The organism is Glutamicibacter sp. NPDC087583, from assembly GCF_044743685.1.
Lineage (GTDB): Bacteria > Actinomycetota > Actinomycetes > Actinomycetales > Micrococcaceae > Glutamicibacter.
Map to the genome: position 1 here is coordinate 408,764 of NZ_JBIUWY010000002.1, position 12,316 is coordinate 421,079.

General features: G+C 60.4%; 13 protein-coding genes. 4 read left to right on the top strand and 9 right to left on the bottom strand.

The genetic code is table 11. From position 1 onward, the window contains the following. Positions 1-31: 31 nt before the first annotated feature. Positions 32-1,222, top strand: coding sequence for a dipeptidase (locus tag ACIOU9_RS08060; protein ID WP_402696486.1), 1,191 nt, complete (start codon positions 32-34; stop codon positions 1,220-1,222). Here the strand turns inward: ACIOU9_RS08060 and ACIOU9_RS08065 are convergent. From ACIOU9_RS08065 to ACIOU9_RS08075, 3 genes are all read right to left on the bottom strand, one after another. Continuing rightward, positions 1,219-1,788, bottom strand: coding sequence for a GNAT family N-acetyltransferase (locus ACIOU9_RS08065; protein ID WP_332594728.1), 570 nt, complete (start codon positions 1,786-1,788; stop codon positions 1,219-1,221). The genes ACIOU9_RS08060 and ACIOU9_RS08065 overlap by 4 nt on opposite strands. Positions 1,789-1,854: 66 nt before the next feature. Beyond that, positions 1,855-2,322 carry an NUDIX domain-containing protein gene (locus tag ACIOU9_RS08070; protein ID WP_105657455.1) on the bottom strand — a complete coding sequence of 156 codons (468 nt, stop codon included), beginning with the start codon at positions 2,320-2,322 and terminating at the stop codon, positions 1,855-1,857. A 4-nt stretch (positions 2,323-2,326) separates the two neighbouring features. After that, positions 2,327-2,830, bottom strand: a complete 504-nt coding sequence (locus ACIOU9_RS08075; protein WP_133833082.1) for an A24 family peptidase — start codon at positions 2,828-2,830, stop codon at positions 2,327-2,329. A gap of 83 nt (positions 2,831-2,913) precedes the next feature. Between ACIOU9_RS08075 and ACIOU9_RS08080 the strand changes: the two genes are divergently transcribed. Then, positions 2,914-3,732 (top strand): hypothetical protein, encoded by an 819-nt coding sequence (locus tag ACIOU9_RS08080; RefSeq protein ID WP_133833083.1) that lies wholly within the window; start codon positions 2,914-2,916, stop codon positions 3,730-3,732. On the opposite strand, the gene ACIOU9_RS08085 is transcribed toward ACIOU9_RS08080, so the two are convergent. The 5 genes from ACIOU9_RS08085 to mca all read right to left on the bottom strand — a co-directional run bounded on the left by ACIOU9_RS08085 (position 3,729) and on the right by mca (position 9,521). Further along, positions 3,729-5,045 carry a PhoH family protein gene (locus ACIOU9_RS08085; RefSeq protein WP_105657452.1) on the bottom strand — a complete coding sequence of 439 codons (1,317 nt, stop codon included), beginning with the start codon at positions 5,043-5,045 and terminating at the stop codon, positions 3,729-3,731. The genes ACIOU9_RS08080 and ACIOU9_RS08085 overlap by 4 nt on opposite strands. A 256-nt stretch (positions 5,046-5,301) precedes the next feature. Beyond that, on the bottom strand, positions 5,302-6,063 hold the full coding sequence (locus ACIOU9_RS08090) for an isoprenyl transferase (RefSeq protein WP_105661709.1): 762 nt from the start codon (positions 6,061-6,063) through the stop codon (positions 5,302-5,304). A 119-nt stretch (positions 6,064-6,182) separates the two neighbouring features. Next, a complete protein-coding gene (locus tag ACIOU9_RS08095) occupies positions 6,183-8,297 on the bottom strand; it encodes a thioredoxin domain-containing protein (protein ID WP_402696487.1) in 2,115 nt (704 codons plus the stop codon). 32 nt (positions 8,298-8,329) lie between these two features. Further along, positions 8,330-8,611 carry a hypothetical protein gene (locus ACIOU9_RS08100; RefSeq protein WP_105657449.1) on the bottom strand — a complete coding sequence of 94 codons (282 nt, stop codon included), beginning with the start codon at positions 8,609-8,611 and terminating at the stop codon, positions 8,330-8,332. A gap of 43 nt (positions 8,612-8,654) precedes the next feature. Further along, the gene (gene mca, locus ACIOU9_RS08105) at positions 8,655-9,521 is read right to left on the bottom strand and encodes a mycothiol conjugate amidase Mca (protein ID WP_105657493.1); all 867 of its coding nucleotides are present in this window, start codon (positions 9,519-9,521) and stop codon (positions 8,655-8,657) included. A 239-nt stretch (positions 9,522-9,760) separates the two neighbouring features. Here mca and ACIOU9_RS08110 point away from each other — a divergent pair, with 239 nt between their 5' ends. Then, positions 9,761-10,180: a DUF4307 domain-containing protein gene (locus ACIOU9_RS08110; protein ID WP_105657448.1), complete on the top strand. Its 420-nt coding sequence runs from the start codon at positions 9,761-9,763 to the stop codon at positions 10,178-10,180. A gap of 289 nt (positions 10,181-10,469) precedes the next feature. Continuing rightward, entirely contained in the window at positions 10,470-10,964 is a 495-nt protein-coding gene (greA, locus tag ACIOU9_RS08115; protein WP_105657447.1) for a transcription elongation factor GreA, read from the top strand. Positions 10,965-11,041: 77 nt separating this feature from the next. On the opposite strand, the gene ilvA is transcribed toward greA, so the two are convergent. After that, entirely contained in the window at positions 11,042-12,313 is a 1,272-nt protein-coding gene (gene ilvA / locus ACIOU9_RS08120) for a threonine ammonia-lyase (RefSeq protein ID WP_105657446.1), read from the bottom strand. Positions 12,314-12,316: the final 3 nt, after the last annotated feature.

Here is a 12,316-nt window from a genome sequence, read left to right on the forward strand (position 1 = left end):
ACTTACCGGTAACATCTGCTAGCCTCCACCTATGACCCGCACCACATCTCGCTCTTTTAAACGTCTTGGCCTCTGGATTTCCGGCACGCTGGTAGTCCTCTTGGCCGCATTCTTCGCTTTTGCTCCCGGCATCGTGGAAAACACCCGCAATAAGATCGAGGCCGCGGGTCTGCCAGCGGTCGGCGACGACGCCGCGAAACTGCATTCGCGCTTGCAGATTGCCGACATGCATGCCGACACCTTGATGTGGGACCGTTCGCTGCTCAAGCGCTCGGACCGCGGCCATGTCGACCTGCCGCGCATGGAAGAAGGCAATGTCGCCCTGCAGGTCTTCTCCTCGGTTTCCAAGTCGCCCGTCGGCCAGAATTACGACTCCAATAGCGCCGAATCGGATAACATCACGCTGCTGGGCATTGTCCAGCTGCAACCGCCTCAGACCTGGTTCTCGCTCCTGGAGCGTTCGCGCTACCAGGCCAAGAAACTGCGCGACGACGCCGCCGACTCGCAAGGCACCCTGCGCACCATCACCACCACCGCCGAGCTCGACCAGCTGTTCAAGGACCGCAAGAGCGGCCAGCAGGTCACCGGGGGCCTCTTCTCGGTAGAGGGCCTGCATAATCTTGAGGGCGACGTCAGGAACGTGGATGTCCTGTTCAGCGATGGCATGCGCATGGCCGGGTTCACGCACTTCTTCGACAACTCGGTGGCCGGCTCCAAACACGGGGTCGAGAAATCAGGGCTCACCGACCTTGGCCGTGCTGCACTCAAGCGCATGGAAGAGCTGGGGGTCATCGTCGACCTGGCGCATTCCAGCGACGCGGCTTTCAATGAAGTCCTCTCCCTGGCTACTGAACCGGTGGTTTTCAGCCACGGCGGTGTCCAAGCCACCTGCGATGTGAACCGGAACCTCACTGACGATCAGATCCAGGCCATAGCCGAGACCGGCGGCGTTATCGGAATTGGCTACTGGGACGCTGCGGTCTGCACCCTGGATGTGGATTCGGTGGTGGACGCGATGGAGCATGTCATCAAGGTCGCAGGAATCGAACACGTCGGTTTGGGCAGCGACTTCGACGGAGCAACTACCGTCGCATGGGATGCCAGCCAGATTGCTATCATCACCCAGGAACTGATGAATCGCGGCTATTCGGATACGGAAATCGCGGCCATCATGGGCGGAAATACGTTGCGCGTATTCCGCGAGGTGCTTCCAGCGAACTAGCTCAGTTCAATCCAATAGCGTCGCAGGTCCTCAGTGGAGCCGAAGCGGGGCCCGATTTCGGCAACCGGAGTGACGCGTTCGAGGACTCCGCCGCAAGCTTCGATGGTTCGCGCCGAAGCAGTATTGGAGTCGTTGCAGGTAAGCAGGACCCGCGGCAGGCCAAGGCTGCGGGCTTGTTCCAGGGATCCGGCGAGCGCGGTTCTGGCCAGGCGATTGCCACGGGCGCCCGGGCGTATGCCGTAGCCGATGTGCCCGCCGACTTCGCGAAGGAAATCATTGCCCAGCTCGTGACGCAAGCTGACCGCGCCCAAGTACTCATCGTCGTGCGCTAGCCACAGGGTGCTTTGCGCAACGAAGCCTTCCGGTGGCGTGAAGTGCGGCTTTTCCAGATCCTTGAGCAGCTGGACCCACTGCGCGAAGTCTTCTGCGTTGCGCAGATCCCAACCGTATTTGGCAGCGTAGAAGACCGAGGCCCCGTCCTGCTCCGCCCCCGCCCATTCGGTTGTGCTCCGCATGAAGGAAGCATGCAGTGCGGCAGAAGGTTCAATCAGTCCAATCCCGGTCATGGAGCAAGTCTAAGCTCATGCCGGTGGCATTCACGCATGCCACAGCGGATTTGAAGGCAGAAAACGTCAACTGGCGAAATAGCCACCGGGCCGAGGGTCCAGTGCCCATTGCAGCGCCCGTTCGTGCAGCGGCGGGAGTTCTGGCCGGTCAGCCAGTTCGAAGTACCCCACTTCCAAATTCTCGTCATCGTTGACCTTCGCCGTGCCGGAAAGGTGCCGAGCCTTGAAAACTACATCCAGGTACTGCGCGTGATCCCCATTGGGATACACCGTGGGAGCTGTCACCCCGACCCCCAACAGGTCCGTGATTTCGCATTCGACGCCGGTTTCTTCCAGCACTTCGCGGTGTGCTGTATGCGAAGGCTCTTCGCCTGGATCAATAATTCCTGCCGGCAGGGTCCATTTGCCATTGTCAGCACGTCGCACCAACAGCACCCGGCTGTCGTGGAGGACAACTATTTTCACCCCGGAGAGCCATAGCAGTTCATGACCGATGCGTTCTCGAAGATGGGTTACGAATTCTGGAGTTGCCATGATTTCATCGTGCCATAAGCAGCACTGCTAAAGACCCAATGAGCATGAAGGGACCGAAAGGGACCGCTGATTTCAGCGTCAATTTCCGCACCGCCACGCCCCCGATAACCCAGCCGGTGGCCAGCAGGAAGGCAAGCAAGGTCGCGAAGAACAAACTGGGCAAGGAATAGTATCCGAGATTCATCCCCAGCACGCCGGCCAGCTTCACATCGCCCATGCCCATTGCCCCAGCGGAAATCAGCGCGAGGAGCAGATAGCCTCCGCCAAGCAGCAGCAACCCCAAAAGGCTCATCAGCAGCCCATGCCCATCAGAACGGAAGATCCCCAGCGGCGCGATCACCACGATGCTGGCCGCCAACCAGTAAGCCAGTAGCCGGTTGGGCAAACGATGCGTTGCCATGTCTTCCTTGGACAGGAGGAACCCGAAACCAAGAAAGCAGGCTAGCTGGAGGAGAACCAGTGCTGCGGTGGTCGGGCTTTCCTGTGCCACGTTCCAAATTTCTGACATGCATAGAGCATAGGCACCTCATTGGATCTTCGGCAGAGGGGTCTTCCTCTTGTGAATAATTCAGCCGCTTCTACAATTGGAGTATGGACGTTCCAGCAGTTCCAGTTCTTTTCCCCGGGCAATCCGCCCCTGAGTCGGCGGCCCGTCGTCGTTTCCGTGCCTTGGCCCGGTCCGCCCCATGGCTGAGCACCTCCTTGCAGTTCCAGGTCCAGGTCCCGGAGCATTACGCCAAACCGGACGAAGGCCTGGAAGGCCAGCTGACCGCCATCCTCCGCCAGCGAGAAGCCATAGCCGTGCGCTCGGCCGAGGGGCAACTGGTGTACCAAAAGGAGAAGTTCACCGCAGACCGGAGCCGAGGCTACGTCGCAGCCACCAATTCCTCATGGAAGCTGCCGGCCTCGCTGACCTCCCCGGTTTATACCTCAGACCACCTGATCTTGCGCCGTCCACAAATTTCTGGCTTCAATGGGTTGCTGCCCTTGGAGCATTGGGAACCAATGCTCGATCCGGTGGAACTTGCCGGCACCGAGCCTGCCGCCCATGATCTCGCTTTCGACCACCCCACCTACATTCACGAGCTCGCAGAGATCACCCATGGCAACCGGCCTGCTCTAGCCGCCGTTCTCACTGCGGGACACAACTACCAGCCCGCACTGGCCAACTGTCCTCTCGTTCCCGCCGGGACACGAACCCTCGTGGTACTGGATCTGGCAACAGGCGTCTGCCTGAGCCGCCGGGTGCTCTCCGCCCAGGCCGGGATGCCTGTGGCCCCGGAGCTGTCGCTTCAGGTCCTGGCCCAGAACGAGTACTACATCGATTCCTTGTTCACCGCCCCAGCTCCCACGCTTACCGACGTGCGGGCGCCGATTCCGTGGGAGCTGCGCAGCGAGCGCCAATCCTAGGACAAGGTGGGCGAATCGAGCAGGTTGGTGACTAGCGCGGCGATAGCAGAGCGCTCGGAACGGGTCAGGGTCACATGCCCGAAGAGGGCATGTCCCTTGAGCTGTTCCACGACCGCGGCGACGCCGTCGTAGCGGCCTACATGCAAGTTATCGCGCTGAGCCACGTCATGGGTGAGCACCACCTTGGAATTCTGCCCGATGCGCGATAGCACCGTGAGCAGAACATTGCGTTCCAGCGACTGGGCTTCATCAACAATGACGAAGGAATCATGCAGCGAACGCCCGCGGATGTGGGTCAGCGGCAGGACTTCAAGCATCCCGCGTTCGACGACTTCATCAATGGCATTCTTCGACACGATCGAGCCGAGGGTATCGAAGACCGCTTGGGCCCAAGGTCCCATCTTTTCGCCCTCGGAGCCCGGCAGGTAGCCTAGTTCCTGGCCGCCCACGGCATAGAGCGGACGGAACACGGTGATCTTGCGGTGTTCCCTGCGTTCAAGCACTGCTTCCATTCCGGCGCACAGGGCCAACGCCGATTTACCGGTTCCGGCGTTGCCGCCCAGGGAGACGATGCCCACGGATGGATCCATCAGCAGGTCCAAGGCGATGCGCTGCTCTGCACTGCGTCCATGCAATCCGAAGGCCTGCTGGTCGCCGCGCACCAGCTTCAAGGTGTTCGCATCAACCTTGCGGCCCAGGGCGCTTCCGCGCGGGGATGTGATGACGAACCCGGTGTTGATCGGTTCATCGGCGACCGCAGGGTGGTTCAGAAGCTGTTCATGTTCGTAGAGCTTGGCCATGGTCTCTTCGCCCAGTTCCAGCTGCTGTATGCCGGTCCACCCGGTCGAGGCGATCAGCTCATTGCGGTACACCTCGGCATGGATGCCCATGGCAGAGGCCTTGATGCGCATCGGCAGGTCCTTGGTGACCAGCGCAACGTCGAGGCCAGCATCCAGCAGGTGCTTGGCGACAGCCAGGATGCGTGAATCGTTATCGCCTGAGCGCATGCCTACCGGCAGGACTTCCGGGGCGATGTTGTTCAGTTCAATGCGCAGTGTTCCACCAGTTTTGGACACGGGCACCGCTTGGGCTAATCCCCCATGGCTGGCAATCAGCTCGTCAAGCACACGCAAGGCATGGCGTGCAAAGAAGCCCAGATCAGGATCCTTGCGCTTATGTTCCAGCTCGGTGACGACAGTCAGCGGGATCACGACATGGTGCTCATCGAAGTGGAACATGGCTTTCGGGTCAGAAAGCAAGACCGAAGTATCAATGACGTAGGTTCGTACACCCTGTTCGGCTGTTCGTGTCATGGCAGCGCACCCATTCTCGAATCCGGCGTGGGGACTCTCCCCACGCGTAAGTGGGGAATCCCGACACCGGATGTCCAAGGCGATTCCGGCAATTGCTCCGGCTGGCGCTGCATTTGGTCATCTAGTGAGGAACCCTTCGATCAGCTGGGTCTTGTTGCCCCGGCCTTATGATCACCATAGACCTTGAAGCGCTACCTGGGGACTACGTTCAGGTAACGATTAGCTGAACAGCTGAGCCGGGTGCACCATTCGGGGCTCAGGTGCCGAAGCGGCGCTGGCGATCAGCGAAGTCGCGCAACGCACGCAGGAAATCCACGCGGCGGAAATCCGGCCACAATGCCTCGCAGAAGTAGAACTCCGAGTAGGCGCTTTGCCAGGTCAAGAAGCCGGAGAGACGCTGTTCCCCGCTGGTGCGGATCACCAAATCCGGGTCTGGCTGGCCCTTGGTGTACAGTGCCGATTCGATGTCTTCAGTGGACAGTCCAGCGGCAAGTTCCTCGACCGTGCGTCCATCCTCGGCGGCCTTGCAAAGCAGCGACTTGAAAGCATCAAGGATTTCACGGCGTCCGCCGTAGCCGATGGCCACATTCACATGAACGCCTGTGCGGTTGGCGGTAACGGTTTCCAGCGCGGCAAGCTTCTGCGCCAGGTCTTCAGGCAGCAGGTCCTTGGCTCCCACCTGCTGGACCTTGACCCGGTTGGTCTCTCCCAGACGGTCCAGGGTTGTGCCGATAACTTCCAAGAGGTCGCGCAACTCGCTGGCTTCTCGATTGAGGTTGTCGGTGGAGAGCATGTACAAGGTAACCATCTGGATGTTCAGGTCCTCGCACCAATCGAGGAATTCCAGGATCTTGTCCGCACCGGCCTGGTGGCCTGCCATGGTGGGGGTGCCGGCCAGCTTGGCCCACCGGCGGTTGCCATCGACCATCACGCCAATATGGTGCGGAAGCTTGTCGGCAGGGAGGGACTTCGCCAAGCGCCGTTCGTAGTAACGGTACGCAAGGTTCGGAAGCTGCACCTTGTCCCTGCCTTTCGATAGATTCCAAAAACTCTAGGTTCTAAATCTACCGCTATTTATCGCCCAGCATGGGTATCTGCCCGCTTCACCGCGTCCACGATGGACACATTCTCCCGGGCTCAGGCACCCTTTCCGGAAGCGAACAGCGAGAACAATCCGTCCATCCCGGCTACAGGCATCTGGCAAAGCTCTTCGCGGCAAGGCTGGATCTGGACGGTCTGGGCCGCACCAGGTAGCGACGGATCGTGGCGCACATTCAATCCGAGGCTCAACGCCACCGAACGCACGCGCTTGGCTTCTGCCGAATCCCACTGCGACAGCGCAAGATACTGGACCGGGCTGGAAACTATGCACTGCACTTCCAAGGCGGTCGCTACCTGTGTTGGCGCGTCGCTGGCCAAAGCCAGGGCGTGGGCAGAAAGTACGCGGGCGCTTTCCAAGTCCGCCGCATCTGCCTCGGTGTAGTCTCCCGCCGCCATGGACTGCAGGGCATGCATCGCCAGCGCCTTGGCGTAGAGCGCACCCGAGGCCGGCAACGCATCATCAAGCACCGTGACGGCAGCAATGTTGCTGCGCTGGGCTGCGATGCGCGCATCGGCTTGGACCGCGTCACGCGGCACCCCGGTTTCCGGGTCTACGAAGTCGGCAGCGCGTCCCAGTAAGCGACTGGCACGCTCAGCCCACTGCTTGTGCCCGCTGGCTTGGCCCAACGCCAAGAATCCCAGGGCCAGGGCGGCATAGTCCTGCAAGGTGCCTTCATTGCCGTGCTCAGCACGATTGGCGAAGCTCACGCGAGCCAGCCGTCCGGCATTCTCATCCCACTGCATCGTCCACACCGAGGTTGCTGCCTTCTCGGCGAGCGCCAAGGCTTCTGGCTGGTCCAAGAGCAGCGCGGCTTCAGACAAGGCTTCGATGGCCAGCCCGTTCCAACCGGCGATCACCTTCTCATCGCGGACCGGCATAATTCGCGAGCGGCGCAGCGTGCGCATTGCATCCCGCAGTTCATGGAGAACACCGATTTCGTTCGTTTCAGGAACCCTCAACAGCGAGAAGCAGAAGTTCTGCGGGTCCTCGGCCACCGGCGCGAAACGCAACAGCCCCTTGGGCAGCCGCTGAATCAAAGGGCCGGTGACCAGTGCGATTTCCTCGCGGCTAAAGGTGTAGTACGCGCCCTCGATCTGCTGGCCATCACGGGATGAATCGGCATCAAGGGAAGCCGCGAAAGCTGGAGCGGCCGAAGATGCGGTGAGCAGTTCCTCGCTGAGGAAGTCGATAATGCCTTGGGCGCTGCGCTGGGCGAGCCAGGCGAGATTCTGCGCGCGCTGGGCTATCTCCCCTTCGGACTTGCGGGCGAATTCTGCCGCCAGGACACTGGTGCGAGCCGCCAGTGAAAGCAGGCCGGCATTGTCGTAGAGCATCTTCTCGAAGTGCGGGACCGACCAGTTCTCATCAACGCAGTAACGGGCGAAACCGCCATCAACATGATCCTGCAGGCCGCCAAGGAACATCGCTTCGAGATGGGTGGCCGCTGCGGCGAAGGCCTCGGCAGCGCGGTCCGGGGTGGTGACCACTGCACGCCACAGTGTCTTCAGAGCCCAGGTCGGCGGGAATTTAGGCGCCGGGGTGAAGCCGCCTTCTGGTTTGGTGGCGGCAACCCATCGATCAAGTGCTGCGCCGAAGGCCTGCTCTGCTGGTTGCTGCGACTGCAGCGACAACAGCGAGCTCTGGCGGCTTCCGAGTTCGGCCAAATGCGTGGCGAGCATCTGGGCCTGCTCTTCCAGCGAATCGCGCTTGGTATCCCAGGCCTCGTGGACGGCGTTGAGCACTTGGCGGAAGCTCGGAGTCTTGCCACGGGGCGTCTTCGGATAGTACGTGCCGGCATGCGCGGTACGCCCGTCAGGAAGGGCGAAAATCGTCATCGGCCAACCACCGGCACCGGTGAGCGCCTGGGTAGCCAGCATGTAGGTGTCGTCCACGAGCGGATGCTCTTCGCGGTCCACCTTGATAGCTACGAAGTTTTCGTTCAGCAGCGCCGCGATTTCAGGATCGTCGAAAGACTCGTGGCTCATCACGTGGCACCAATGGCAGGCAGCGTAGCCGATGGAAAGCATGACCGGTACGTCGCGTAACCGGGCCTGTTCGAAGGCTTCGTCCCCATAGGGGAACCAGTCGACAAGTTGGTGCGAATGCTGTCTGAGGTATTGGCTGGATGAGCCAGCGAGTCGTTGAGCCACGCAATCATGCTATCGCGCAGCTCACAAAGCGCCTACTGCTGTTCGTCGGTCTTCGGGTCGTGCGGCTCTTCGGATTCCTGAAGCTTGCGCTCTTCTCCCTTGGCCACCATTTCCTGCTGCTTTGCCTCGGCTTCCGAGGTGTAGCGCACGCGGCGCACTCGACGGACCATGTCGCGAATCAGGAAGATCACGGCAACCACCAAGGCTGCGGTGAAAATGAACCCAAGGAATCCTGGACCGTATTCGCTGCTGGTCTCCGTACCGACACCGAGGGTCGAGGAAGTCAGAGCCAGGGATTCGAAGATCGTATTCACGATGTAAAGACAACTCTTTTCTAGTACTGGAAAGCGCTTAGTACTATCTTAGTCCGGCAAACAGGTCGGTCTCGGGCAACTCGGTAGCTACCTTGGAGGAAATCAGCGTGTAGTCTTCCCACGGCCAGTGCTCCGCGTAGACGTGTTCCGGTACGGCGAAGAAGAAACCTTCCGGGTCGATCTGGGTTCTGTGGGCCAGCAACGCCTGATCGCGCTGCGAGAAGAAATCCGCGCAGTTGATCTGGGTGGTCGTGGTGTGTGGGGAAACCCACTTGAACATCTGGTTTTCCTCGTCCGCTTCCCACAGCGCAACGCGCTCGGTGTAGGGGGACTCGTAACCTGCTTCCAGCATCGCGTAGTGCAAGGTGCGGAAACGATCCGGTGCGAAAGCACGGTCGTAGTACAACTTGCTCACCGACCACGGCGCACCCAGTTCCGGGTACATCTGCGGATTAGCCGCGTGCTCAAAGGCAAAGGTTGAAACCTTATGGCAGTGGATGTGGTCCGGGTGGGGGTACCCGCCGTTTTCGTCATAGGTCGTGATGACGTGGGGACGGAATTCACGGATCAGCTTGATGATGCCGGCAGCAGCGATTTCTACTGGCTGCAAGGCGAAGGCGCCAAAGGGCAGCTCCGGCAGCGGATCCCCTTCCGGCAAGCCGGAGTCCACATAGCCCAGCCAGCGGTGCTTGACGCCCAGCACTGCAGCGGCCTCGGCCATCTCGGTGCGCCGGACGCCCGCCAGGTCGCGGTGCGCATGGGCGAGTTCGCCGGCGGCGGCGTTGAGGATATCCCCGCGCTCACCGCCGGTGCAGGAAACGACCATCACTTCGGCGCCAGCATCAACATAGGCAGCCATCGTTGCAGCACCCTTTGAAGATTCGTCGTCCGGGTGCGCGTGAATAGCCATGAGCCGCAGACCCTGCGAAGGAGCAATTTTCTTCACGTCGTGAATCTCCACTTATCTTCTTTCCTTATGCCACGTTTTTGGACGGCCCGAAGCTTCGAATCTGTCCGTCATCCATAACAACTCACAGCCGACCACCGGTTATTCCCCCATGCTGAAAGACGGTAAACTTGAGTAAGGAACCAACGTACGGCATTCCCAGTTCAAATGCCGCCAGGCAAGAGAGTGGTGCAAGGCAAATAATGTCTGATCCAAGCTTAACGGCTCGCTACAACAACCCCAAGAAACGCAGTCTTCCCAGGAAAACGCGTAACTGGCTAATTGCTGCCGCGCTCTCCGTCGGCGTTGCGGGGGCCGCCTATGTCGGCTTCAACAACTACAGCGCCATCAGCGCGCAGGACATCGAGTTCGAGGTCATTTCCGCAACGAAGGCCAAGGCCATTGTCGCAGTCGAATACAACACCAAGCACCGCGTGCAGTGCGATATTCGTGCGATGAACGAATCCAAGGCCATCGTCGGATACGACACCATTTTGCTTGATCCTGGAGAAGCTACCGGGCACATCACCCAACGCCTGGAGATTGACCTGCACACCGACAACCTGGCGACCACCGCTGGCGTGGAGTCCTGCTACGAGGTTCCGCAGGAATACAAGGGTTAATATTTCAGCTTCTTCATCCCCTAATAGCTGAATCTATTGGGCTTAAATCGTTTTGGCGACTACTATCGTTGAAAAGATACGTTTCGCCCCGCATCGGCGCATGGTTCTAGCTGAGTACTAGGACATGAGCCTGGCGGGGTCTTTGCTTGCATCGCCCATAACGTGTGAGCCCTCAGATCCGTACCGAATCCGACTTCGTCGACGCCACCGTTTCGGTGGCTTTCGGCTTTAGGACCACTTATCGGTCCCAAGGCCAAGCGAAGTCCTAACTGACCAAAGGAAGTACAACGTGAGCACCAACAGCAACGAACCTGTCGTTTGGCTGACTCAGGAAGCCTACGATCGGCTCCAGGACGAACTGACTTTCCTCTCAGGCCCGGGACGTGCCGAGATCGTTGCCCGTATCGAGCAGGCACGTTCGGAAGGTGACCTGAAGGAGAACGGCGGTTACCACGCCGCCCGTGAAGAGCAGGGCAAGGCCGAAGCGCGCATCCTCTACCTGAAGGATCTGCTGCGCCGCGCCGATGTAGGCGATGCTCCTGCCGATGACGGTGTTGTTGAGCCAGGCATGCTGGTTGTCGCCAATATCGCTGGCGACGAGACCACCTTCCTGTTCGGCTCCCGCGAAGTTGCCGGCGACACCGACCTCGAGGTCTACTCCGAGCAGTCCCCTATTGGCGTTGCCGTGCACGGCGCAAAGGTCGGCGACAAGCTGTCGTACTTGGCTCCAAACGGCCGCGACATCAAGGTTGAGATCATCTCTGCAAAGCCTTACCAGTCCTAGCAACTAGGCTGCAATGCAAAGTCCGAAGGCCGCCAACCCATCTGGGTTGGCGGCCTTCGGACTTTGCTGCTTATGCGCTAGGCGACTGAACCGCCGGCAGTATTGGTGATCTGCGGGTCGAAGCCTTCGGCGCGCAGGTTATTGAGCACCGTCTTGGAATGCTCATGGCCCTTGGTTTCCAGGTCGATGGTGATCGCGACATCGCCCATGGACAGCGAACCACCGATACGGGTGTGGTCCAGACGGGTGACATTCGCATCCGATTCGGCGATGATGTTGGAGATCTGCGCGAGCGAGCCGGGGCGGTCTGGAAGCATCATGCGTATGGTCAAGAAGCGGCCGGCCGCTGACAGGCCACGCTGGATCACCTTGAGCATCAGCAGCGGATCGATGTTGCCGCCAGAAAGGATTACCGCGGTGGTTGCCGGATTGATCCCGTGCGCTTCCAGCTTGTTCTCCAGCAGTGCCGCGACGCCCACCGCACCGGCTGGTTCCACCACGAGCTTGTTGCGCTCCAGGAGCACCACCAGAGCTCGTGCGAGCGTATCTTCCGATACCGTCACCACGTCATCAACTAATTCCTTGATGATCGCGAAAGGCAGCTGCCCTGGCTTGCCTACAGCGATGCCGTCGGCAATGGTGTGCACGTTATCCAGCGGGACCAACGCGTCAGCGGCCAGGGATGGCGGGTAGGCCGCGGCGTTCTCCGCCTGGACACCCACCACCTTGATCTCGCGGCCCAGTTCGCGGGCCTTGGCCTTCAGCGCGATGGCGACGCCGGCCAGCAGTCCACCGCCGCCAACACCCATCAGCACGGTGTCCACCTCAGGAAGCTGTTCGAGCAGTTCCAAGCCGATGGTGCCTTGGCCGGCAATGATGTCCGGGTGGTCGAAAGGATGCACGAAGACTGCCCCGGACTCGTCGGCAAAACGCTGCGCCTCGGCCAGCGCTTCATCCACGGTGTCACCGAAAAGCACGACTTCTGCACCATGATCACGCGTCGCGGTCAGTTTCGGCAAGGCGACGCCCCGGGGCATGTAGATGCGCGCCTTGATTCCGAGGTGGCTGGCGGCCTGGGCAACGCCCTGCGCGTGGTTGCCTGCCGACGCGGCGACCACGCCTCGGGCCTTCTCGTCGTCGCTGAGCTTGGACATGCGTACATAGGCACCGCGGACCTTGAAGGATCCGGCGCGCTGCATGTTCTCGCATTTGAGGAAAACTTCGGCGCCAACATGCTGGGACAAAACACGGGAATGCTCCACCGGGGTGCGGGCAATAACCGGTTTGAGTACTTCAGCTGCGGCTTCGATATCAGCCAGCGTAACCGGCAATGTAGGTTCGGTGCTCATGGA

What these genes read in the sequence shown, in the direction of transcription:
- ACIOU9_RS08060 (WP_402696486.1), top strand. Translation starts at nt 32, where the DNA reads ATGACCCGCACCACATCTCGCTCTTTTAAACGTCTTGGCCTCTGGATT.
- ACIOU9_RS08065 (WP_332594728.1), bottom strand. Translation starts at nt 1,788, where the DNA reads ATGACCGGGATTGGACTGATTGAACCTTCTGCCGCACTGCATGCTTCC.
- ACIOU9_RS08070 (WP_105657455.1), bottom strand. Translation starts at nt 2,322, where the DNA reads ATGGCAACTCCAGAATTCGTAACCCATCTTCGAGAACGCATCGGTCAT.
- ACIOU9_RS08075 (WP_133833082.1), bottom strand. Translation starts at nt 2,830, where the DNA reads ATGTCAGAAATTTGGAACGTGGCACAGGAAAGCCCGACCACCGCAGCA.
- ACIOU9_RS08080 (WP_133833083.1), top strand. Translation starts at nt 2,914, where the DNA reads ATGGACGTTCCAGCAGTTCCAGTTCTTTTCCCCGGGCAATCCGCCCCT.
- ACIOU9_RS08085 (WP_105657452.1), bottom strand. Translation starts at nt 5,045, where the DNA reads ATGACACGAACAGCCGAACAGGGTGTACGAACCTACGTCATTGATACT.
- mca (WP_105657493.1), bottom strand. Translation starts at nt 9,521, where the DNA reads ATGGCTATTCACGCGCACCCGGACGACGAATCTTCAAAGGGTGCTGCA.
- ACIOU9_RS08110 (WP_105657448.1), top strand. Translation starts at nt 9,761, where the DNA reads ATGTCTGATCCAAGCTTAACGGCTCGCTACAACAACCCCAAGAAACGC.
- ilvA (WP_105657446.1), bottom strand. Translation starts at nt 12,313, where the DNA reads ATGAGCACCGAACCTACATTGCCGGTTACGCTGGCTGATATCGAAGCC.